The sequence below is a fragment of the Serratia sp. NGAS9 genome (assembly GCF_009905295.1).
In the GTDB taxonomy this organism is placed as follows: domain Bacteria; phylum Pseudomonadota; class Gammaproteobacteria; order Enterobacterales; family Enterobacteriaceae; genus Serratia; species Serratia bockelmannii.
This window is the reverse complement of record NZ_CP047605.1, coordinates 396,971-414,333: the sequence shown is the minus strand read 5'-3', so window position 1 is coordinate 414,333 and position 17,363 is coordinate 396,971. Positions and strand designations below refer to the sequence as shown.

Genomic DNA, 17,363 nt, shown 5'->3' with positions numbered 1-17,363 from the left:
TCCCCCGGCCATCACCTCTATTTTCCCGCTGGCGCGCCCTTTAAATTGCATTTAAAATGCATGTTATAAAATCCCTTCGTTTAAAGAGGCACTACCATGGATTACCGCAATCAATCCCTTGGCGCGCTCGCTATCGCCATTCCCCGGGCATCCCGCCTGTTTCGCCAGCATCAGCTGGATTTCTGCTGCGGAGGCCGGCAATCGCTGGCACGCGCCGCCGAGCGCAAAGGGCTGGATATCGACACACTGGAAAACGAACTGGCCGCCCTGGCCGCCACACCGGAGCAGAGTCGGGACTGGCGCACGGCGCCGCTCGGTGAAGTAATTGATTACATTCTGCCGCGCTTTCATCAGCGGCACCGCGAGCAGCTGGCCGAACTGGTGCTGATGGCGGAAAAAGTCGAACGTGTGCACGGTGACAAACCCACCTGCCCGCGCGGACTGGCGAAGCAGCTGAACCTGATCCGCCTGGATCTGGAGAATCACATGATGAAAGAGGAACAGATCCTGTTCCCGCTGATCAAACAAGGCATGGGGCCGCAGGCCGCCGGACCGATCTCAGTGATGGAACATGAGCATGACGAGGCGGGTGAACAACTGGAGGTGGTGAAGTTCCTCACCGATAACGTGACGCCACCGGAGGGCGCCTGCACCACCTGGCGGGCGCTGTACAACGGCCTCGACGAGTTCATCGGCGATCTGATGGAGCACATCAGCCTGGAAAACAATCTGCTGTTCCCGCGCGCGCTGAGCGGCGCATAAAACAAGGGCGCCATAAAGGCGCCCAGAGCAATCTTCGGTAGGATTACAGGATTTCCAGCAGCTCGACGTCGAACACCAGCGCGCTGAACGGCGGGATGGACGCGCCTGCGCCACGTTCGCCGTAGGCCAGGTTGTGCGGGATATACAGCTGCCATTTGGAACCGACCGGCATCAGGGTCAGCGCTTCAATCCAGCCTGGGATCACGCCGCTGACCGGGAATTCTGCCGGCTGGCCACGCTCGACCGAGCTGTCGAACACGTCGCCGTTGATCAGACGACCGGTGTAGTGCACACGCACGCGATCCTGACGGGACGGGATTGGGCCGTTGCCCTGCTCCAGTACGGAGAACTGCAGGCCAGACTCGGTCAGCGTCACGTCGTCGCGCTTGGCGTTGTCGTCCAGGAATTTCTGGCCTTCAACGGCCATCGCCTGCTGGCGCTCACGGCGCACCGCATCCGCACGCTCGTGGATTTCACGCAGCGCACGGTGCACCACGTCTACCGGAACCGCCGGGGCATTCCCTTCCAGCGCGTCGCGCAGACCCGCCAGCAAAGCTTCCGGTTGCAAACCTTCCAGCCCGGACTCTTGCAGCTGCTGGCCGACCTGTAAACCAATCCCGTAACTTGCTTGCGCTTCAACGCTGTCAAAAGAAGGGGTTGTCATGGGGTTTTCCTTAAGTCTGTAAAAAGTCGAAAGCGCAGCATAACAGCGCGTCAATGCCGGGTAAAATCTTGTGTGGAGAATGATGACTTTTGTCGTAGAAAAAGAAACAATAACCTTCTGTTAACGCCCGCAGCCGCAAACGCCGGCCCTGCCGCTCAGCCGCCTTTCACTTCAATCAGTTAGCGGACTATACTGAAAGCAGGATATCGGGCAGGCAACGCGCTTGCCGCGCCGCGCTCATTATTACGCCGTCGAAGAGAGGTCACCATGGGCAGAATCGCGCCCAGGAGAAGGAAAACCACCCGCATCTACCAGCCGCTGCTGCGCACCTGGCTGAACGTCAGCCAGCGCCTGAAACCGGGCGCCGCACCCACGTCTGAAGGCGCGGAACCGCCATCGGAGCCACCGTCGGCCAACGATAAAATGCAGCAGCTCAAAGCGCTGCTGGCCAAAGTCTGGCATCTGCCGGACCGTTTCCATTGGATGGAGCCGCTGCCCTACTTTCACCGCCGCTGGGTGCTGATCTTTGGCATCATTCTGCTGTTGGCGTTGCTGTGGCCCTATTCGCCCGAAAGACAGCCGTTCCCGGTCTCCCACCAAGAAACCAGCGTGCCACTGCAGGCCGATCTGCAAAACGACGGCGGTACCACTTCAGCCAACGAACCGACGCCGGCGGGCAACTGGCAGCGTTACCAAATCCAGCCAGGCCAGACCCTGGCCCAGCTGTTTCGCGATAACAATCTGCCGGTAAATGAAGTGTTTGCCATGGCGCAGGTGGAAGGCGGCGACAAGCCGCTGAGCAACATGAAAGCCGGCCAGGAAGTGCGTATCGAACGCGACGCTAACGGCGTGATTAACGCGCTGTCAGTCACCACCGTGGACAACAGCCAGGCGCTGTTCCGCCGCCAGGCCGACGGCAGCTACCGCCGGGAACGCTAATCCCTACAGCTGCGCCAGCAAAAACTCGCGCAGCACCACGCCCTGATTGTGCTCGGTGTCCTTGCTGCCATACAGCAGCGTCAGCGTTTTCCCCTGCCGTAAGAGCGCCACCAGCGGCTGCCAGGCGTCGTTGGTAGCCAGCTGTTGGCGGTAACGCTCTTCGAAGACTGTCCACTGGTCGGTATGCTGATGGAACCACTTGCGCAGTTCGTCATCCGGCGCCACCTGTTTCAGCCACTGCACGCCCGTCAGCCGCTCCTTGCTGATACCGCGCGGCCATAGCCGGTCTATCAGATAGCAGTGTTCCGGCGCCGGCGCGCTGAAGTCATAAACCCGCTGCAGCATAATCTTTGCCATCGCTCGCTCTCCTTTTTATCCCGTCTTCAAGCGTAGCGCGTTTTGCCGGGCGCAGAAAAGCAAAACGCCAGCGCGAGGCTGGCGTTTTAACCGGGTTAACAGCAGCGTAAATTACGCTTCTGCAACCACAACTACATTCAGCTGTGCGAACACGTCACTGTGTACCTGGAAGTGCACTTCGTGCTCACCAGTGGTACGCAGAACGCCGTTCGGCAGACGAACTTCGCTCTTGGCAACTTCAACGCCTGCCGCAGTCACTGCGTCAGCGATGTCGCGGGTGCCGATAGAGCCGAACAGTTTACCTTCGTCGCCAGATTTGGAAGCGATGGTCACTGAACCCAGTTCGTTGATCTTGGTTGCGCGAGCTTCAGCAGCAGCCAGAACGTCAGCCAGTTTGGCTTCCAGTTCAGCACGGCGTGCTTCGAAGAACTCAACGTTTTTCTTGGTAGCAGGAACAGCTTTGCCCTGTGGTACCAGGAAGTTACGAGCGTAGCCCGCTTTAACGTTAACTTGATCACCCAGGCTGCCCAGGTTTGCTACTTTATCAAGCAGAATAACTTGCATTACCTTATCCTCTCAAAGTCGTTAATGGACAGTGGCCGATTACTGATGACGATCAGTGTACGGCAACAAAGACAGGTAGCGCGCGCGCTTGATAGCACGGGCCAGCTGGCGCTGATATTTTGCACGAGTACCGGTGATACGGCTCGGTACAATTTTACCACTTTCGGTGATGTAGTTTTTCAGCGTAGCGATGTCTTTATAGTCAATCTCTTGAACGCCTTCCGCGGTGAAACGGCAGAACTTGCGACGACGGAAATAACGTGCCATTTGGCTAGTCTCCAGAATCTATCAATTCAATCTGCTCGGCATGCAGAACCAATTTGCTCAGCCCATTGCGCCCTTGATGGCAGCTTACAAAGCCTTGCACGGTAATCTGACTGCCGACCGTTAATCTTTGAGTTAGTGCTTGTGACTGTTGTCCGCTGACAACCACGGGCATTCGGCACCATGCTTGTCTGCTGAATCCGGCTTCCATCTGCTGCGAACGGTGCTCTAGCACAAATTGGCAGTGCGGTATCCCGGAAGGACTCACTTTTCGAACCGGCGCCTTGCACACAGTGCCCGACAAGACCAGACGATTAGCCGTCACGACGGCAATTACTCTTCAGAATCCCCAGCATCTGCATCATCTGCGGTTTCGTTAGCGAAGTCTTCGCGGCGATCGCCACGACGTTCGTCTTTCGCTTTAACCATCGGAGATGCTTCAGTTACCGCGTGCTTAACGCGCATAACCATGCTGCGGATAACGGCGTCGTTGAAGCGGAAGTTAGTTTCCAGCTCATCGATCGCTTCCTGCGGCGCTTCAACGTTCAGCAGAACGTAGTGAGCTTTGTGCAGTTTGTTGATCGGATAAGCCAGCTGACGGCGGCCCCAGTCTTCCAGACGGTGAATCTGACCTTGCGCGTTAGTGATGGTAGCACTGTAACGCTCGATCATGCCCGGAACCTGTTCGCTTTGGTCAGGATGGACCATAAAAACGATTTCGTAATGACGCATCGAATTGCTCCTTACGGATTATTCAGCCTCCTGTCAGGGTCAACCGCGGCCCATGGAAGCAAGGAACGTGTTTAGTGTGCGGCTGAAAAATGACGCGTAATCATACTGACGCAGGGCGGGAAACTCAAGGACTGCGTGGGTTTTATTCGCGTTAATGCGAGGCGCTATGGGAAATAGCACGATTTGCTCGTGGGTGAACCTATGTACGCCGATCCATGGGTTTCAAAAATCTTTCAATGAAATCAGCGCTGAGTCACAAATCTATTTCATTTTTTTTGAAAGAGGTCATCAAAACACCCCACTTTTTAATCCGCAGTAACGGACTAAAATTAACCATATCCGCCGCAGACAGCGCGACGAAAAAGATTTCAGGTTATTCAATGCAGATAAATGACTTTTTGCCGCAGCGACACTCGCTGTCAGGCCGTAACGGCAAAGGGTTAAGAGAGGCACTATGAAACGCATTATTCTCGCGACGGCGCTGGCCGCCCTATTCTCCGCCAACGTGATGGCCGCGACGGAGATTAGCTCGCACCAGGCCGATCAACGCCAGAGCGTTGGCTTCGTCACCCTGAACCAGAACGTGGTTTCGCCGGATGACGCCAGCAGCCAGGTCAGTAAAATCGCCGATCAACGCGGCGCGACCTCTTATCGCATCATCGCCCTGCACGAACCGGGCGACAACAGCACGATGCACGTCAGCGCCGAGCTGTACCGCTAAAAAGACGCGCCACGCCAGGGAAATCCCCAGGGCTTCATCAGAAAGCCCGCTCAATCCTCGCCGGAGCGCCGCTTGTCGGGCGCTCCACTTTCTCACCTGTCACAGCTTGAGCAACGCCGGCGCGCTGAACGCTTTGCCCGGATTGTGCAATTGCAGCGCCATCCGCAGATAGTTTGTCCGCGTTTGCAACAGCTCGGCGCTTTGCGTCAGCGTCACCCGCTGCTCGAAGGAGAGCGTACCGGCCGCCGCGGTGTGAGTGGCCGCCGCTTTCGGCGCGAAGGCAAACAGCGCCGTCAGGTTTTGCACCGTCTGCGCGGTGATGCGCGACAGCGGATCCGCCTTGTTTTGCCGCACCTTGCCGTCGGCTGCCCCCAACATCTCGCTGAAGGCCGCTGAGTTAAGATCGGCGCGCACTTTCATCGTTCCCACCAGCCCGCGCGCTGTCTCGGCCGTATTGCTGATACCTTTTATCATGCTCTCCGCTCCTTGCTGCCCTGAAAGAATTCACGCTGACATTCTCCTCCGCCATGCGTCAAACAATGACCGAAACAGCCCGCAGAGAGCGGCGCAATTCCACGCATCGCGCCCGGATGCGTATTACAGCTCGCGGAGGAAGAAATCGGTGGTAGCGGACAGCGCCAGCGGCGTGATGCGGTGCTTCACGCCCGGCTCGACGAACGACGTCAAGCGGCCATCTGCGCCTTGCTGCCGCAGTTCAGCCGCCAAACGCAGGCTATCCGCCGCCGGCACCACGTCGTCCGTCTCGCCGTGCCACAGCAGCAGCGGCCGCCCGGCAATCGTCTCCAAACGCCCTTCCAGCTCATACTCCGCCAATACGGCGGTGCGCGCCGCAAACGCCGCCGGCGAGAGCGCCTCGCCCTCTTCGCCCAACGGCGGATACAGCGTTTGCGCCAGCGAACGGTAATAGCCGGAACCCATCAGGCTGGCGGCCGCCCGGATCCACGGGAAACGCGCGAAGGCGCCCAGCGCGGTCATGCCGCCCATAGAGGCGCCGGCGACGCCGATACGCCCGTCGGCAATCAGGCCGAGCCGCTCGAAATGCGCCTTGATCTGCGGCAGCTCGTCGATATTGCTGCGCAGGAGCTCCCAGAATGACGCCAGGCGCTGCGCCTCATCGCCGTCGAATCGCTCGCCGTGCCGATCGGCATCCGGCAACACCGCCCGAAAACCGGCACGCGCCAGCGCATAGGCGAAGTAGGCGTACACCTCTTTCGACGAGGTATAACCATGGCAGAAGAACACCGTCGGCAGCGGCCGATGATACTGCCCCGCCGGCACCGCATGGATCACCGCGATATCGCCCACTCGCTCGTCATGAATTTCGATCATCCGTTCATCCTCACTCCACCTGTTGGCCTTAATCATGACAAACTTGCGCGAAACAGCGTTAGCTCAATCTGTTACAGCTTATATTGCGTTACACTGAAGCCATCGCACCGGCTCTTTCGAGGTCACCATGACGCTAGTCCGCACACTCATCGCCCTGACGCTGGCCGCACAGCTTTCCGCCTGCGGCATCATGACCACCACGCCGAAACCGCCGCCGCCCCCCACCGCACAGGCGCAGGAGATCGTCCGCGCGCAGACCGCCGAGCTGGTGAAAATCGGTACCATCACCGCCGTGGTGCGCGGCAGTCCGATGGACGTGGAAGCGGAGATCCAACGCAAGGCCACCGCCGCCGGCGCCCGTTATTACGTGATCATCATGAACAGCGAAACCGTCGTGCCGGGCCAATGGTATTCCCAGGCGATCCTGTATCGTTAAGGCGGGGATTTTTTAAGCAGATTTACACTGGCTTTGCACTGGCTGAAGAAGGGTGTTGCACACTGAGGGACAGCATGCCGCATGTTGCGGGTGTCGATTCAGGATCTGACGAAGGGGAACGCCATGAAACGCTCCACCGCACTCACCTCCCTCTTGCTTTCCATGGGATTGCTCAGCACCGGCGCACAGTCCGCCGAGCTGGCGCCCGCCGATCGCGTGACGCCGCTCAGTGAAATCGCCGAGATCACTTTCAACGATCTGCCCGGTTCGCCGCAGGAAGCGGAACTGGCCATTGCCCGCACCGCCGACCAACACGGCGCCAGCTATTACCGCATCCTGCGGATGGAAGAACAGGCGCACCCGCTTGGCTGGCGCGCCTCCGCCATCTTATACCTTTAATAGCTCATGCAAGCCGCATTCAACACGCCGCCGCTAACGGAGACGCCCCCCAGGAAAATCCCGGCGGCCAGGTGATTCGCTTCGATCTTGTCGCTGATACGCGGCATGTAGATCTTCACGGCCGCGAACAGCAAGAGTTGCACCACCAGCGCCACTACGCCCCACAGCAGGTAATCCAGCAGGCTGATCGAGTTGATCGCCGCGCTGGCCAACGGGATCACATACCCCAGGCAGGCGCCGATGAAAGCAAAGGCGGCGGATTGATTATCGGCCTTGATCAGCGCCCATTCATCGTGCGGGGTGATACGGGTATAGACGAACAGAAACACCAAAATCATGGCGAAGCCGCTGAAGAAGTAAGAGGCAAACGCCGCCAACGCGCTGAGAATATCCATGTGCATTTTCCTGTCAGAGTGAGGCTGAATTAAAAAGGTTTTCGCCGCCGGGCGCCACCCTTTTCCCTAACCGCCGATGGCGCGGTTCAGCAGCAGTTCGCACACCTCGGCCGACAGCAGGCTCTCGCCACGGTGATCCAGCGTCAGATGACACCAGGCGTCGGCGATCTGCGGGCTGGCGTGCTGCAGCAGCTGCGCGGCGCAGCACAGGTCGAACAGCTGCTGGGTCAGCAGCCGCCCCATCTCTTCACGCGGTTGCCGGGCACGCTGCTGCCACTGCCGCCAGGCGCGATCGAACAACCGATTCTGGCCGCGCACCGGCTGCAGCTCGAACTGCAACATCTCGAGCGCGCCCGGCAGTTTGTGCAGGCTGCGCAACACGTCCAGACACATGATGTTGCCAGAGCCCTCCCAGATGCTGTTCACCGGCATTTCACGGTACAGGCGCGGCAGTTCACTCTCCTCGCAGTAACCGATGCCGCCCAGCACCTCCATCGCCTCGGCGATGAACGGCATGCCCTGGCGGCAAATGCTGTATTTGGCCGCCGGCGTCAGCAGACGGCTGTAGATCAGTTCGCCTTCATTGCTGCGGCTTTCCCAGGCGCGAGCCAGCCGGAACAGCAACGCGGTATGCCCTTCCAGCCGCAGCGCCATGCGCGCCAAGACCTGGCGCATCAGCGGTTGTTCTATCAACAGCTTGCCGAACGCCTGCCGCTGCAGCGCATGATACAGCGCCACCGACAGCCCGCGGCGCATCAGGCCGTGGCTGCCCAACGAACAGTCGAAACGGGTCAGGCCGCCCATCTTCAGGATATGCCGCACGCCGTCGCCCTCATCGCCCAGCAGCCAGGCCGTGGCATCCTGAAACTCCACCTCGCTGCTGGCGTTGGAGCGGTTGCCCAGCTTGTCTTTCAACCGCTCAAGGCGAATGGCGTTGCGGCTGCCGTCCGGCAAAATGCGCGGCAGGAAGAAGCAGGACAGCCCGCCTTCGGCCTGCGCCAGCACCAGGTGCGCATCGCTCTGCGGCACTGAGAAGAACCACTTGTGCCCCACCAGCCGGTAGGCTTCGCCCGGCCCGCGCGCGCCGAGCGGCGTGGCGGTGGTGGTATTGCTCAAGACATCGGAGCCGCCCTGTTTCTCCGTCATGCCCATGCCGATCAGCAGGCCGCGCTTTTGCCCGCCCGGCAGCAGGTGAGCGTCATAACGGTCCGACAGCAGCGGCGTCAGCCAGGAGCGAAACTCGGCCGGTAACGCCTGCAGCAACAGCGGCGTGGCGCCGAAGGTCATGGTCACCGGGCACAGCGTGCCGGCCTCGACCTGCGCATGCAGCATAAAGCGCGCGGCGCGCGCCACGAAGGAACCGATGCGCGCATCCTCCTGCCAGGGCAGGTTGTGCACCCGATTGGCGATCAGGCCCTGCATCAGAATATGCCAGGCGGGGTGAAAGCGAACGTCGTCCAGCCGCTGGCCAGTGGCGTCGTAGCGCAACAGTTCCGGCGGGTTGGCGTTAGCCAGCCGCCCCAGCTCCAGCGACTCCTGGGTACCGAGCTGCTGGCCCAGCGAGGCCAATACCTCGGCGTCCCAACCGCCTTGTTCACGCTGCAACGCTTCGCGCAGCGGCGTATCGGAGAGAAACAGGTTGCTGTTGCCCAGCGGCTTGGGTTGGTTAAAAACGGTGTGCGTAGTCCAGACCATGAGAGTGCTCCCTGAAAAAAGCGTCAGGAATAAGTATGGTCGGCGCAGAGATTTCTGCCGCAGGCGGGATCACAAGAGGGGGAATTAACGGGGGCACGGGGCCCCCGTCAGAAGAATCAGCCGCGCTGACGCACCGCTTCGAACAGGCAGATGCCGGTGGCGACCGACACGTTCAGCGAAGAGACGGTGCCGGCCATCGGGATGCTGATCAGCTCGTCGCAGTGTTCGCGAGTCAGGCGACGCATGCCTTCGCCTTCCGCGCCCATCACCAGCGCCATCGGGCCGGTCATTTTGCTCTGATACAGCGTATGGTCGGCTTCGCCGGCGGTGCCCACCACCCAGACATTCATCTCTTGCAGCAGACGCAGCGTACGCGCCAGGTTGGTCACGCGGATCAACGGCACGTTTTCGGCGGCACCACAGGCCACTTTCTTGGCGGTGGCGTTCAGCTGGGCGGAACGGTCGCGCGGCACGATCACCGCGTGCACGCCGGCTGCGTCGGCGCTGCGCAGGCAGGCACCGAGATTGTGCGGGTCGGTCACGCCGTCCAGCACCAGCAGGAACGGGGTCGCCACGCTTTCCAGCAGGCCCGGCAGATCGTTCTCCTGATACTGACGCCCTTCGCGCACCCGGGCGATGATCCCCTGGTGCACCGCGCCTTCAACCTTGTCATCCAGCCATTGGCGGTTCGCCACCTGGATCACGATGCCGGTCGCTTCCAGCTCGGCGATCAGCGGTTGCAGACGGCGATCTTCGCGGCCTTTCAGGATAAACACTTCCAGGAAGCGTTGCGGATCGCGCTCTAACAGGGCTTTGACGGCGTGGATGCCGTAAATAATTTCGCTCATGATGCTCTTTTAAATTCGTGCGGCCGGCGATAACCGGCCGATGATAACGATGTGCGGCAGGTTAAGCCTGCTCGGCACCTTTCTTCTTGGCTGCGCGTTTGGCTTTGGTCGCCGCCGCGATTTTCCGCGTTTTGTCGGACGCTTTCTTGGCTTTCTTTTTCGCCTTCTTCACGTTGTCCGCAGGCTTGGTGTCATCCTGCTTGCGAAAGGCGCTGTCCGGTTCGAAGTTGGCTGGCGGTTTGCCGCCACGGCGCTTGCCGCGCCCCGCGCTACCGTTGTCGCGCAGCGTGCGTTGGCCGCCCTTCTTGGCGCGATCACGCTCGGTTTTGCCTTCACCGCGCGCTTTGCGGGTGCTGGATACCAGCGCGAAGTCGATCTTGCGCTCGTCCATATGCACCGCATCCACGCGGATCTCCACCGTATCTCCCAGGCGATAGACCGTGCCGGAAGATTCGCCGATCAGGCGCTGGCCGATATTATCGTAGCGATAGTAATCATTATCCAGCGTTGATACGTGCACCAGCCCGTCGATAAACAGATCGTTCAGGCGTACGAAGAAGCCGAAGCCGGTCACGCTGGAGATGATGCCGCTGAACACTTCACCGACGTGATCCTGCATGAAGTCGCACTTCAGCCAGTCGGCGACGTTGCGCGTCGCTTCATCCGCGCGGCGCTCGGTCATCGAACAGTGCTCGCCCAGCTGCAGCATCTCTTCGAATTCGCTGTGCCAGCCGCCGGTCGGCGTCCAGCGCTCTTTCGGCTCGCCGTGTTCTTTGGCCAGCTGGTATTTGATCGCGCGGTGCAGCGCCAGATCCGGATAACGGCGGATCGGCGAGGTGAAGTGGCCGTAAGACGCCAGCGCCAGACCGAAGTGGCCGCGGTTTTCCGGATCGTAAATCGCCTGCTTCATCGAGCGCAGCAACATGGTTTGCAGCATTTCGTGGTCAGGGCGCTCGGACACTTCATCCATCAGCACCGCATAGTCCTTCGGCTGCGGTTTGTTGCCGCCGCCCAGCGTCAGGCCCAGTTCGCTCAGCACGCTGCGCAGCGCGGAGATGTGGTCATCGCTCGGACGATCGTGCACGCGGTACAGCGCCGGCTCGTTGCGTTTCTCGACAAAGCGCGCGGCCGCCACGTTGGCCATGATCATGCACTCTTCGATCAGCTTGTGGGCGTCGTTGCGCACCGTCGGCTCCACGCGTTCGATACGGCGTTCGGCGTTGAAGATGAACTTGGCTTCTTCGGTTTCAAACGCGATGCCGCCGCGCTCGGCGCGCGCCTTATCCAGCACCTTATACATCGTGTGCAGCTCTTCCAGGTGCTTGACCAGCGGGTGGTAATGCTCGCGCAGCTCCTGATCGCCCTGCAGAATGTGCCACACCTTGTTGTAGGTCAGGCGGGCGTGCGAGCTCATCACCGCCTCGTAGAATTTGGCCGTGGACAGGCGCCCCTGGGCAGAGATGGTCATCTCGCATACCATGCACAGGCGATCGACCTGTGGGTTCAGGGAGCACAGTCCGTTGGACAGCACTTCCGGCAGCATCGGGATCACCTGCGACGGGAAGTAGACCGAGTTGCCACGGCTGCGCGCTTCGTCATCCAGCGCGGTGCGTGGACGCACATAGTAGCTGACGTCGGCGATCGCGACCCACAGACGCCAGCCGCCGCCGCGTTTTTTCTCGCAGTACACGGCGTCGTCGAAGTCGCGCGCATCTTCACCGTCGATGGTGACCAACGGCAGTTTGCGCAGATCGACGCGGCCCTTCTTGGCCGCTTCCGGCACCTGCTCGCTGAGATCGGCCACCTGCTTTTCCACCTGCGGCGGCCAGGTATGCGGGATCTCATGGGTGCGCAGCGCGATGTCCACCGCCATGCTGGTGCCCATTTTGTCGCCGAGGATCTCGACGATCTTGCCGACCGCCTTGGTACGGCGGGTCGGGCGCTGAGTCAGCTCCACCACCACCATAAAGCCCATGCGCGCGCCGCTGACGCTGTCGGCTGGGATCAGAATATCGAAGCTCAGACGGCTGTCGTCCGGCACCACGAAGCCGGTACCGGCGTCCATGAAGAAGCGGCCGACAATCTGGCTGGTTTTCGGCACCAGCACGCGCACGATGCGCGCTTCGCGGCGCCCTTTACGGTCCGCACCCAGCGCCTGCGCCAGCACCACATCACCGTGGATCGCCATTTTCATCTGTTCGGCAGACAGGTACAGATCGTCTTTGCTGCCTTCAACGCGCAGGAAGCCGTAGCCGTCGCGGTGGCCGATCACCGTGCCGCGCAGCAGATCCAAACGCTCCGGCAGCGCATAGCACTGGCGGCGGGTAAACACTAACTGGCCATCGCGCTCCATGGCGCGCAGGCGGCGACGCAGCGCTTCCAGCTGCTCTTCACCGCTGAGGCCCAATTCGTTGCCCAGTTCTTCGCGACTGGCCGGCGTTTCTCGTTTCGCCAAATGGGCCAGGATATATTCACGGCTGGGGATAGGGGATTCGTATTTTTCTGCTTCTCGTTCCAGGAATGGATCTTGTGACATTGCGGTTCCTCCGTTGTCATCAGCAGGATGACGTTGAGCCTTGTCTTCTCAACGTCGTTTTATTCGACAAGCAATAGCTTGTAGAGCGGCGGATTGTCTTCGACCATGTCGGCCAACGTATGTTTATCCAGCTCTTCAAGGAAATTCTGTACGCCCTGTTGGAGCACCTGCTTCAATCGGCAGGCAGGGGTGATGTGGCAAAAATCACTGCTGCAGTTAACCAGCGCAAGCGGCTCCAGCGCCCGCACGACGTCACCGAGGCGAATGCTCTCGGCCGGTTTACCCAAACGAATGCCGCCATGCTTGCCGCGCACCGCCGTGACAAAACCGACCCGGCTCAACTGATTGATGATCTTCACCATATGGTTGCGGGACACGCCATAAACCTCAGTCACTTCCGAGATGTTGGTCATCTTGTCCTGCGGCAACGAGGCCATGTAGATCAACGCCCGCAGGCCATAATCAGTAAAACTTGTTAACTGCACATCTTACCTCTGGGTATCACTTTACCCGTCTGATACGCCGCTTTTCGGCGCTATTCAAAAGATTACTCATTGGATAATAAACCAGCCGGAGAGTTCGTCGCTAATTATTTAGCGGATCCCGCGCCCTAAGGCGAGTTTATGAAAGGATTTTTTGACGTGAAACCGCAATCGGAGGGAGTCAGGATAAAAACAAACCGGGACGCGCCCGGTTTGTTTAATGCCGCAAAGCCTGATTATGCGTCGAACGGGTCGCGCAGGATCATGGTTTCGCTGCGGTCCGGGCCAGTAGAGATGATGTCTACCGGTACGCCGGTCACTTCTTCGATGCGCTTGATGTAGTTCAGCGCAGCCTGAGGCAGCTTGCTGTGCTCTTTCACGCCAAAGGTCGTTTCGCTCCAGCCCGGCATGATTTCGTAGATAGGCTCGATGCCTTCCCAACCTTCAGCCGCCAGCGGAGTGGTGTCCACTTCGCGGCCGTCCGGCATGCGGTAGCCCACGCAGATCTTCACTTCTTTCAGGCCGTCCAGGACGTCCAGTTTGGTCAGGCAGAAGCCGGACAGGGAGTTGATCTGCACGGCACGACGCACCGCTACCGCGTCCAACCAGCCGGTACGACGACGACGGCCGGTGGTGGCGCCGAACTCGTTACCCTGCTTGCACAGGTACTCGCCGGTTTCATCGAACAGTTCGGTTGGGAACGGGCCGGCACCCACGCGAGTGGAGTAGGCTTTCACGATGCCCAGCACGTAGTCCACATAACGCGGGCCAATGCCGGAACCGGTAGCCACGCCGCCGGCGGTGGTGTTGGAAGAGGTCACGTACGGATAAGTACCGTGGTCGATATCCAGCAGGGTGCCCTGAGCGCCTTCGAACATGATCAGGTCGCCACGCTTGCGTGCGCCGTCCAGCAGTTCGGAAACGTCAACCACCATGGCGGTCAGGATGTCGGCGATAGACAGTACGTAGTCCAGCGTCGCCTGATAATCGACGGCTTCAACTTTGTAGTAGTTGACCAGCTGGAAGTTGTGGTAATCGACGATCTCTTTCAGCTTAACGGCGAAGGTTTCTTTATTGAACAGGTCGCTGACGCGCAGGCCGCGACGAGCCACTTTATCTTCGTAAGCCGGGCCAATGCCGCGACCGGTGGTGCCGATCGCTTTCGCGCCGCGCGCTTTCTCACGCGCGTTGTCCAACGCAACGTGGTAAGGCAGGATCAGCGGGCAAGCTTCAGAGAGTAACAGACGTTCGCGTACCGGGATGCCACGCGCTTCGAGTTCACCCATTTCTTTCATCAACGCGTCCGGCGCCAGAACAACACCGTTGCCGATGATGCTGGTGACGTTTTCACGCAGAATACCTGAAGGAATTAAATGAAGGACGGTTTTTTCACCGTTGATTACCAGAGTGTGGCCAGCGTTATGGCCACCTTGGTAGCGCACAACATATTGAGCCCGTTCAGTCAGCAGGTCTACAACCTTGCCTTTACCTTCGTCACCCCATTGGGTGCCCAGTACGACGACGTTCTTACCCATTTTTCAAAATCACCGATTGCTTAAAAATGGATTCTACCACCGTAATTTTCGATTTTCAGCACTTTTAGCATACGATTGCATAAATTTTGGGCTAGACTTTAAAGACCCGTGCGGCCGCTCAACATGTAGTAGATCACGCAGCCCGCAACCACTATTCCACCACCAAATCGCCGCAGCGTCGCGTCCGGCAGCTGCGACATCGCCACAATCATTTTGCGCCAGGCCTGCGGAAACAGCATCGGCCCTAACCCTTCCAGCACCAGGACCAGCCCGAGCGCCAGCCAAATCGTTGAGTTCATGCATCCCCCAAAAACGAGAAAGGGCCCGCGTAAACGGGCCCTCGGTCAGATTGCCTGCCGCGCTTATTTGCGCAGGGTATCAGGCGACTTCATGTAGCGGAAGAAATCGCTGTCCGGGCTCAGTACCAGCACGTCCTGGTTGTCCTTGAAGCTGGCTTCATAGGCACGCAGGCTGCGGATAAAGGCATAGAAGTCCGGATCCTGGCTGAACGCGTTGGCGAACAGTTTAGCCGCTTCGGCATCGCCTTCACCGCGGGTGATACGCGCCTGACGCTCGGCTTCCGCCAAGGTACGGGTCACTTCGTAGTCCGCGCTGGCGCGCAGTTTCTCAGCTTCTTCCTGGCCCTGCGAGCGCAGACGACGGGCTACCGCTTCACGCTCGGCGCGCATACGCTGGTAGATGGCGTCGGACACTTCGGCCGGCAGGTTGATCTGCTTGATACGTACGTCGATCACCTCGATGCCCAACGCCGCCATGCTGTTCGGGTTAACCTGCGGCTGTTTGCCGGTGGTTTCCCGTTCAACGCGCGCCGCCGCAGAGGCGATAGCGTCATCGGCTTCGGTGGTCGCCACTTCTTCGCCGTCACCCACGGTGCCGGTGTTCAGCGCGTCACGCACGTCAGACATCAGCTTGCCGCGCGAGTCGGTCACGATGTCTTTCACGTCCAGACGGCCGATTTCGGAACGCAGACGGTCGCTGAACTTGCGTTTCAGCAGCACTTCGGCCTGGGAGACGTCGCCGCCGCCGGTCGCCAGATAGTAGCGGCTGAAGTCGCTGATGCGCCACTTCAGATAGGAATCGACGATCAGGTCTTTCTTCTCGCTGGTCACGAAGCGATCGGCCTGGTTGTCCATGGTCTGAATACGCGCATCCAGGTTCTTCACGGTCTCGATGAACGGGATCTTGAGGTGCAGACCCGGCGCATACACCAGCGGCTTGTTTTCGCCGTCGCGCAGAACCTTGCCGAAGCGCAGCACGATGCCGCGCTGGCCTTCCTGCACCACGAACAGCGAAGCGTACAGCACCACCAGCACCGCGAGGACAATAACTACAAAAGACTTACGCATTGATTACTCTCTCCCTACGCGAGTGGTGTCGTCACGCTGCGCATTCGCCCGGCGCTGATCCATAATCGAACCGCCGCTGGTACGCGGAGCGCTGCTGTTGGCAGCCGGCGCAGGATTCGGATTGAGGCGAATCAGGCTGGTGTCTTTGTTGCCGCTCTCCGTTGCCGCACCTTGACCGCGCAGCATCTGATCCAGCGGCAGCACCATCAGGTTGTTGCCTTTGTCGCTCACCAACACCTTACGGGTATGGCCCAGCACTTTTTCCATGGTTTCGATATACAGACGCTCGCGAGTAATCTGCGGTGCGGACTTGTATTCCGGCAACAGCTTGGCAAAGCGCGCCACCTCACCCTGAGCTTCCAGGACGGTACGGTCTTTATAAGCCTTGGAGTCTTCCAGCAGACGCTGCGCCTGGCCGTTCGCACGCGGCTGAACTTCGTTGGCGTAAGCTTCCGCTTCACGGATGTATTGCTGCTCGTTCTCACGCGCAGCGATCGCATCGTCGAACGACGCCTTCACCTCTTCCGGTGGACGCGCCGCCTGGAAGTTGACGTCCAGCAACGTGATACCCATTTTGTAAGGACGAATAGTCTCTTCCAACATGCGCTGCGTATCGTTACGCACCACGGTACGGCCTTCGGTCAGGATGCGGTCCATCGAGTATTTGCCGATCACGCCGCGCAGGGCGCTGTCGGTCGCCTGGCTCAGGCTGTCGTCGGCATTGACGACGCTGAACAGGTACGCTTCCGGGTTGGTCACGCGGTACTGCACGTTCATTTCCACGCGCACCACGTTTTCATCGGAGGTCAGCATCACGCCGGACGCCGCCAGCTCGCGCACGGACTCCACGTTCACCGGACGCACGTCATCGATGAAGGTCGGCTTCCAGTTCAGGCCCGGCTGCACCAGGTGGCTGAACTTACCGAAACGCGTCACAACGCCACGTTCGGCTTCCTTGATGGTGTAGAAGCCGCTGGCGGCCCAGATCACCACCACGGCAACCGCCGCGATACCGATAATGCGGCCGCTGAAGCCCGGACCAGAGGTGCCGGTGCCGCCGCTATTGCTGTTGGAGCCTTTGCCCCCGCCGAAACCGCTCAATTTCTTGCTCAGTTTGCGGAAGATATCGTCCAAATCAGGTGGCCCTTGATCACGACCGCCTTTGTTGTTACCGCCAGAGTTGCCGCCATTATTATTGCTGCTCCCCCACGGGTCGCGGTCCTGTCCGTTATTACCGGGCTGATTCCACGCCATGTTTTAGCTCCATATTCTGTGATTGGGTACTTCAGGCTTTCGCGAAGCATAAATGTAACAGGA

General features: G+C 59.7%; 22 protein-coding genes. 5 read left to right on the top strand and 17 right to left on the bottom strand.

Going from position 1 to position 17,363, the window contains the following annotated elements:
• Positions 1-96: 96 nt before the first annotated feature.
• Complete coding sequence (gene ytfE, locus GUC32_RS01895) at positions 97-762, top strand: iron-sulfur cluster repair protein YtfE (protein WP_025305034.1); 666 nt, start codon at positions 97-99, stop codon at positions 760-762.
• Positions 763-805: 43 nt separating this feature from the next.
• Here the strand turns inward: ytfE and fklB are convergent, their stop codons facing one another.
• Positions 806-1,426 carry an FKBP-type peptidyl-prolyl cis-trans isomerase gene (fklB, locus tag GUC32_RS01890; RefSeq protein WP_004933618.1) on the bottom strand — a complete coding sequence of 207 codons (621 nt, stop codon included), beginning with the start codon at positions 1,424-1,426 and terminating at the stop codon, positions 806-808.
• A gap of 267 nt (positions 1,427-1,693) precedes the next feature.
• Between fklB and GUC32_RS01885 the strand changes: the two genes are divergently transcribed.
• On the top strand, positions 1,694-2,365 hold the full coding sequence (locus tag GUC32_RS01885) for an OapA family protein (protein WP_049208601.1): 672 nt from the start codon (positions 1,694-1,696) through the stop codon (positions 2,363-2,365).
• Positions 2,366-2,368: 3 nt separating this feature from the next.
• Here the strand turns inward: GUC32_RS01885 and GUC32_RS01880 are convergent, their stop codons facing one another.
• From GUC32_RS01880 to rpsF, 5 genes are all read right to left on the bottom strand, one after another.
• Positions 2,369-2,722: a DUF488 domain-containing protein gene (locus tag GUC32_RS01880; RefSeq protein ID WP_025305032.1), complete on the bottom strand. Its 354-nt coding sequence runs from the start codon at positions 2,720-2,722 to the stop codon at positions 2,369-2,371.
• Between the two features lie 111 nt (positions 2,723-2,833).
• Positions 2,834-3,286 (bottom strand): 50S ribosomal protein L9, encoded by a 453-nt coding sequence (gene rplI, locus GUC32_RS01875; RefSeq protein WP_004933629.1) that lies wholly within the window; start codon positions 3,284-3,286, stop codon positions 2,834-2,836.
• A 39-nt stretch (positions 3,287-3,325) separates the two neighbouring features.
• Entirely contained in the window at positions 3,326-3,553 is a 228-nt protein-coding gene (gene rpsR, locus GUC32_RS01870) for a 30S ribosomal protein S18 (RefSeq protein ID WP_000135199.1), read from the bottom strand.
• A gap of 4 nt (positions 3,554-3,557) precedes the next feature.
• Positions 3,558-3,875: a primosomal replication protein N gene (gene priB, locus GUC32_RS01865; RefSeq protein ID WP_049233092.1), complete on the bottom strand. Its 318-nt coding sequence runs from the start codon at positions 3,873-3,875 to the stop codon at positions 3,558-3,560.
• A gap of 8 nt (positions 3,876-3,883) precedes the next feature.
• Complete coding sequence (gene rpsF, locus GUC32_RS01860; protein WP_004933634.1) at positions 3,884-4,282, bottom strand: 30S ribosomal protein S6; 399 nt, start codon at positions 4,280-4,282, stop codon at positions 3,884-3,886.
• Between the two features lie 454 nt (positions 4,283-4,736).
• Between rpsF and GUC32_RS01855 the strand changes: the two genes are divergently transcribed.
• Positions 4,737-5,003: a DUF1471 domain-containing protein gene (locus GUC32_RS01855; protein ID WP_043139300.1), complete on the top strand. Its 267-nt coding sequence runs from the start codon at positions 4,737-4,739 to the stop codon at positions 5,001-5,003.
• A 99-nt stretch (positions 5,004-5,102) separates the two neighbouring features.
• On the opposite strand, the gene GUC32_RS01850 is transcribed toward GUC32_RS01855, so the two are convergent.
• Together GUC32_RS01850 and yjfP are read right to left on the bottom strand one after the other, a co-directional pair.
• Positions 5,103-5,477, bottom strand: coding sequence for a hypothetical protein (locus GUC32_RS01850; protein ID WP_025305030.1), 375 nt, complete (start codon positions 5,475-5,477; stop codon positions 5,103-5,105).
• Between the two features lie 123 nt (positions 5,478-5,600).
• A complete protein-coding gene (gene yjfP, locus GUC32_RS01845) occupies positions 5,601-6,353 on the bottom strand; it encodes an esterase (RefSeq protein ID WP_369435519.1) in 753 nt (250 codons plus the stop codon).
• 127 nt (positions 6,354-6,480) lie between these two features.
• Here yjfP and bsmA point away from each other — a divergent pair, with 127 nt between their 5' ends.
• Both bsmA and GUC32_RS01835 read left to right on the top strand, forming a co-directional pair.
• Complete coding sequence (bsmA, locus tag GUC32_RS01840; protein WP_164068210.1) at positions 6,481-6,789, top strand: biofilm peroxide resistance protein BsmA; 309 nt, start codon at positions 6,481-6,483, stop codon at positions 6,787-6,789.
• Between the two features lie 123 nt (positions 6,790-6,912).
• Positions 6,913-7,188 carry a DUF1471 domain-containing protein gene (locus tag GUC32_RS01835; protein WP_025305027.1) on the top strand — a complete coding sequence of 92 codons (276 nt, stop codon included), beginning with the start codon at positions 6,913-6,915 and terminating at the stop codon, positions 7,186-7,188.
• Here GUC32_RS01835 and GUC32_RS01830 read toward each other — a convergent pair.
• The 9 genes from GUC32_RS01830 to hflK form a co-directional block, all read right to left on the bottom strand.
• Positions 7,185-7,583 (bottom strand): DUF350 domain-containing protein, encoded by a 399-nt coding sequence (locus GUC32_RS01830; protein WP_015376394.1) that lies wholly within the window; start codon positions 7,581-7,583, stop codon positions 7,185-7,187. The two genes, GUC32_RS01835 and GUC32_RS01830, sit on opposite strands and share 4 nt — an antisense overlap.
• Before the next feature lie 66 nt (positions 7,584-7,649).
• Entirely contained in the window at positions 7,650-9,278 is a 1,629-nt protein-coding gene (locus tag GUC32_RS01825) for an isovaleryl-CoA dehydrogenase (protein ID WP_025305026.1), read from the bottom strand.
• Between the two features lie 116 nt (positions 9,279-9,394).
• Positions 9,395-10,126, bottom strand: a complete 732-nt coding sequence (rlmB, locus tag GUC32_RS01820; protein WP_025305025.1) for a 23S rRNA (guanosine(2251)-2'-O)-methyltransferase RlmB — start codon at positions 10,124-10,126, stop codon at positions 9,395-9,397.
• 61 nt (positions 10,127-10,187) lie between these two features.
• The gene (gene rnr / locus GUC32_RS01815; RefSeq protein ID WP_141997083.1) at positions 10,188-12,662 is read right to left on the bottom strand and encodes a ribonuclease R; all 2,475 of its coding nucleotides are present in this window, start codon (positions 12,660-12,662) and stop codon (positions 10,188-10,190) included.
• 59 nt (positions 12,663-12,721) lie between these two features.
• Positions 12,722-13,147, bottom strand: a complete 426-nt coding sequence (gene nsrR / locus GUC32_RS01810; protein WP_025305023.1) for a nitric oxide-sensing transcriptional repressor NsrR — start codon at positions 13,145-13,147, stop codon at positions 12,722-12,724.
• Positions 13,148-13,380: 233 nt separating this feature from the next.
• Positions 13,381-14,679: an adenylosuccinate synthase gene (locus GUC32_RS01805; protein ID WP_025305022.1), complete on the bottom strand. Its 1,299-nt coding sequence runs from the start codon at positions 14,677-14,679 to the stop codon at positions 13,381-13,383.
• Between the two features lie 98 nt (positions 14,680-14,777).
• Positions 14,778-14,978: a DUF2065 domain-containing protein gene (locus GUC32_RS01800; RefSeq protein WP_004933666.1), complete on the bottom strand. Its 201-nt coding sequence runs from the start codon at positions 14,976-14,978 to the stop codon at positions 14,778-14,780.
• A 63-nt stretch (positions 14,979-15,041) separates the two neighbouring features.
• Complete coding sequence (hflC, locus tag GUC32_RS01795) at positions 15,042-16,046, bottom strand: protease modulator HflC (protein ID WP_004933669.1); 1,005 nt, start codon at positions 16,044-16,046, stop codon at positions 15,042-15,044.
• Between the two features lie 3 nt (positions 16,047-16,049).
• Positions 16,050-17,300, bottom strand: coding sequence for an FtsH protease activity modulator HflK (gene hflK / locus GUC32_RS01790; protein WP_369435518.1), 1,251 nt, complete (start codon positions 17,298-17,300; stop codon positions 16,050-16,052).
• Positions 17,301-17,363 lie beyond the last annotated feature (63 nt).

Excerpts from the sequence above, each read along its gene's own strand:
- GUC32_RS01825 (WP_025305026.1), bottom strand. The coding sequence starts at position 9,278 with ATGGTCTGGACTACGCACACCGTTTTTAACCAACCCAAGCCGCTGGGC.
- GUC32_RS01855 (WP_043139300.1), top strand. The coding sequence starts at position 4,737 with ATGAAACGCATTATTCTCGCGACGGCGCTGGCCGCCCTATTCTCCGCC.
- GUC32_RS01805 (WP_025305022.1), bottom strand. The coding sequence starts at position 14,679 with ATGGGTAAGAACGTCGTCGTACTGGGCACCCAATGGGGTGACGAAGGT.
- hflC (WP_004933669.1), bottom strand. The coding sequence starts at position 16,046 with ATGCGTAAGTCTTTTGTAGTTATTGTCCTCGCGGTGCTGGTGGTGCTG.
- GUC32_RS01800 (WP_004933666.1), bottom strand. The coding sequence starts at position 14,978 with ATGAACTCAACGATTTGGCTGGCGCTCGGGCTGGTCCTGGTGCTGGAA.
- rpsF (WP_004933634.1), bottom strand. The coding sequence starts at position 4,282 with ATGCGTCATTACGAAATCGTTTTTATGGTCCATCCTGACCAAAGCGAA.
- rlmB (WP_025305025.1), bottom strand. The coding sequence starts at position 10,126 with ATGAGCGAAATTATTTACGGCATCCACGCCGTCAAAGCCCTGTTAGAG.
- rplI (WP_004933629.1), bottom strand. The coding sequence starts at position 3,286 with ATGCAAGTTATTCTGCTTGATAAAGTAGCAAACCTGGGCAGCCTGGGT.
- rnr (WP_141997083.1), bottom strand. The coding sequence starts at position 12,662 with ATGTCACAAGATCCATTCCTGGAACGAGAAGCAGAAAAATACGAATCC.
- hflK (WP_369435518.1), bottom strand. The coding sequence starts at position 17,300 with ATGGCGTGGAATCAGCCCGGTAATAACGGACAGGACCGCGACCCGTGG.
- fklB (WP_004933618.1), bottom strand. The coding sequence starts at position 1,426 with ATGACAACCCCTTCTTTTGACAGCGTTGAAGCGCAAGCAAGTTACGGG.
- GUC32_RS01830 (WP_015376394.1), bottom strand. The coding sequence starts at position 7,583 with ATGGATATTCTCAGCGCGTTGGCGGCGTTTGCCTCTTACTTCTTCAGC.
- rpsR (WP_000135199.1), bottom strand. The coding sequence starts at position 3,553 with ATGGCACGTTATTTCCGTCGTCGCAAGTTCTGCCGTTTCACCGCGGAA.
- bsmA (WP_164068210.1), top strand. The coding sequence starts at position 6,481 with ATGACGCTAGTCCGCACACTCATCGCCCTGACGCTGGCCGCACAGCTT.
- ytfE (WP_025305034.1), top strand. The coding sequence starts at position 97 with ATGGATTACCGCAATCAATCCCTTGGCGCGCTCGCTATCGCCATTCCC.
- GUC32_RS01885 (WP_049208601.1), top strand. The coding sequence starts at position 1,694 with ATGGGCAGAATCGCGCCCAGGAGAAGGAAAACCACCCGCATCTACCAG.
- yjfP (WP_369435519.1), bottom strand. The coding sequence starts at position 6,353 with ATGATCGAAATTCATGACGAGCGAGTGGGCGATATCGCGGTGATCCAT.
- GUC32_RS01835 (WP_025305027.1), top strand. The coding sequence starts at position 6,913 with ATGAAACGCTCCACCGCACTCACCTCCCTCTTGCTTTCCATGGGATTG.
- GUC32_RS01850 (WP_025305030.1), bottom strand. The coding sequence starts at position 5,477 with ATGATAAAAGGTATCAGCAATACGGCCGAGACAGCGCGCGGGCTGGTG.
- GUC32_RS01880 (WP_025305032.1), bottom strand. The coding sequence starts at position 2,722 with ATGGCAAAGATTATGCTGCAGCGGGTTTATGACTTCAGCGCGCCGGCG.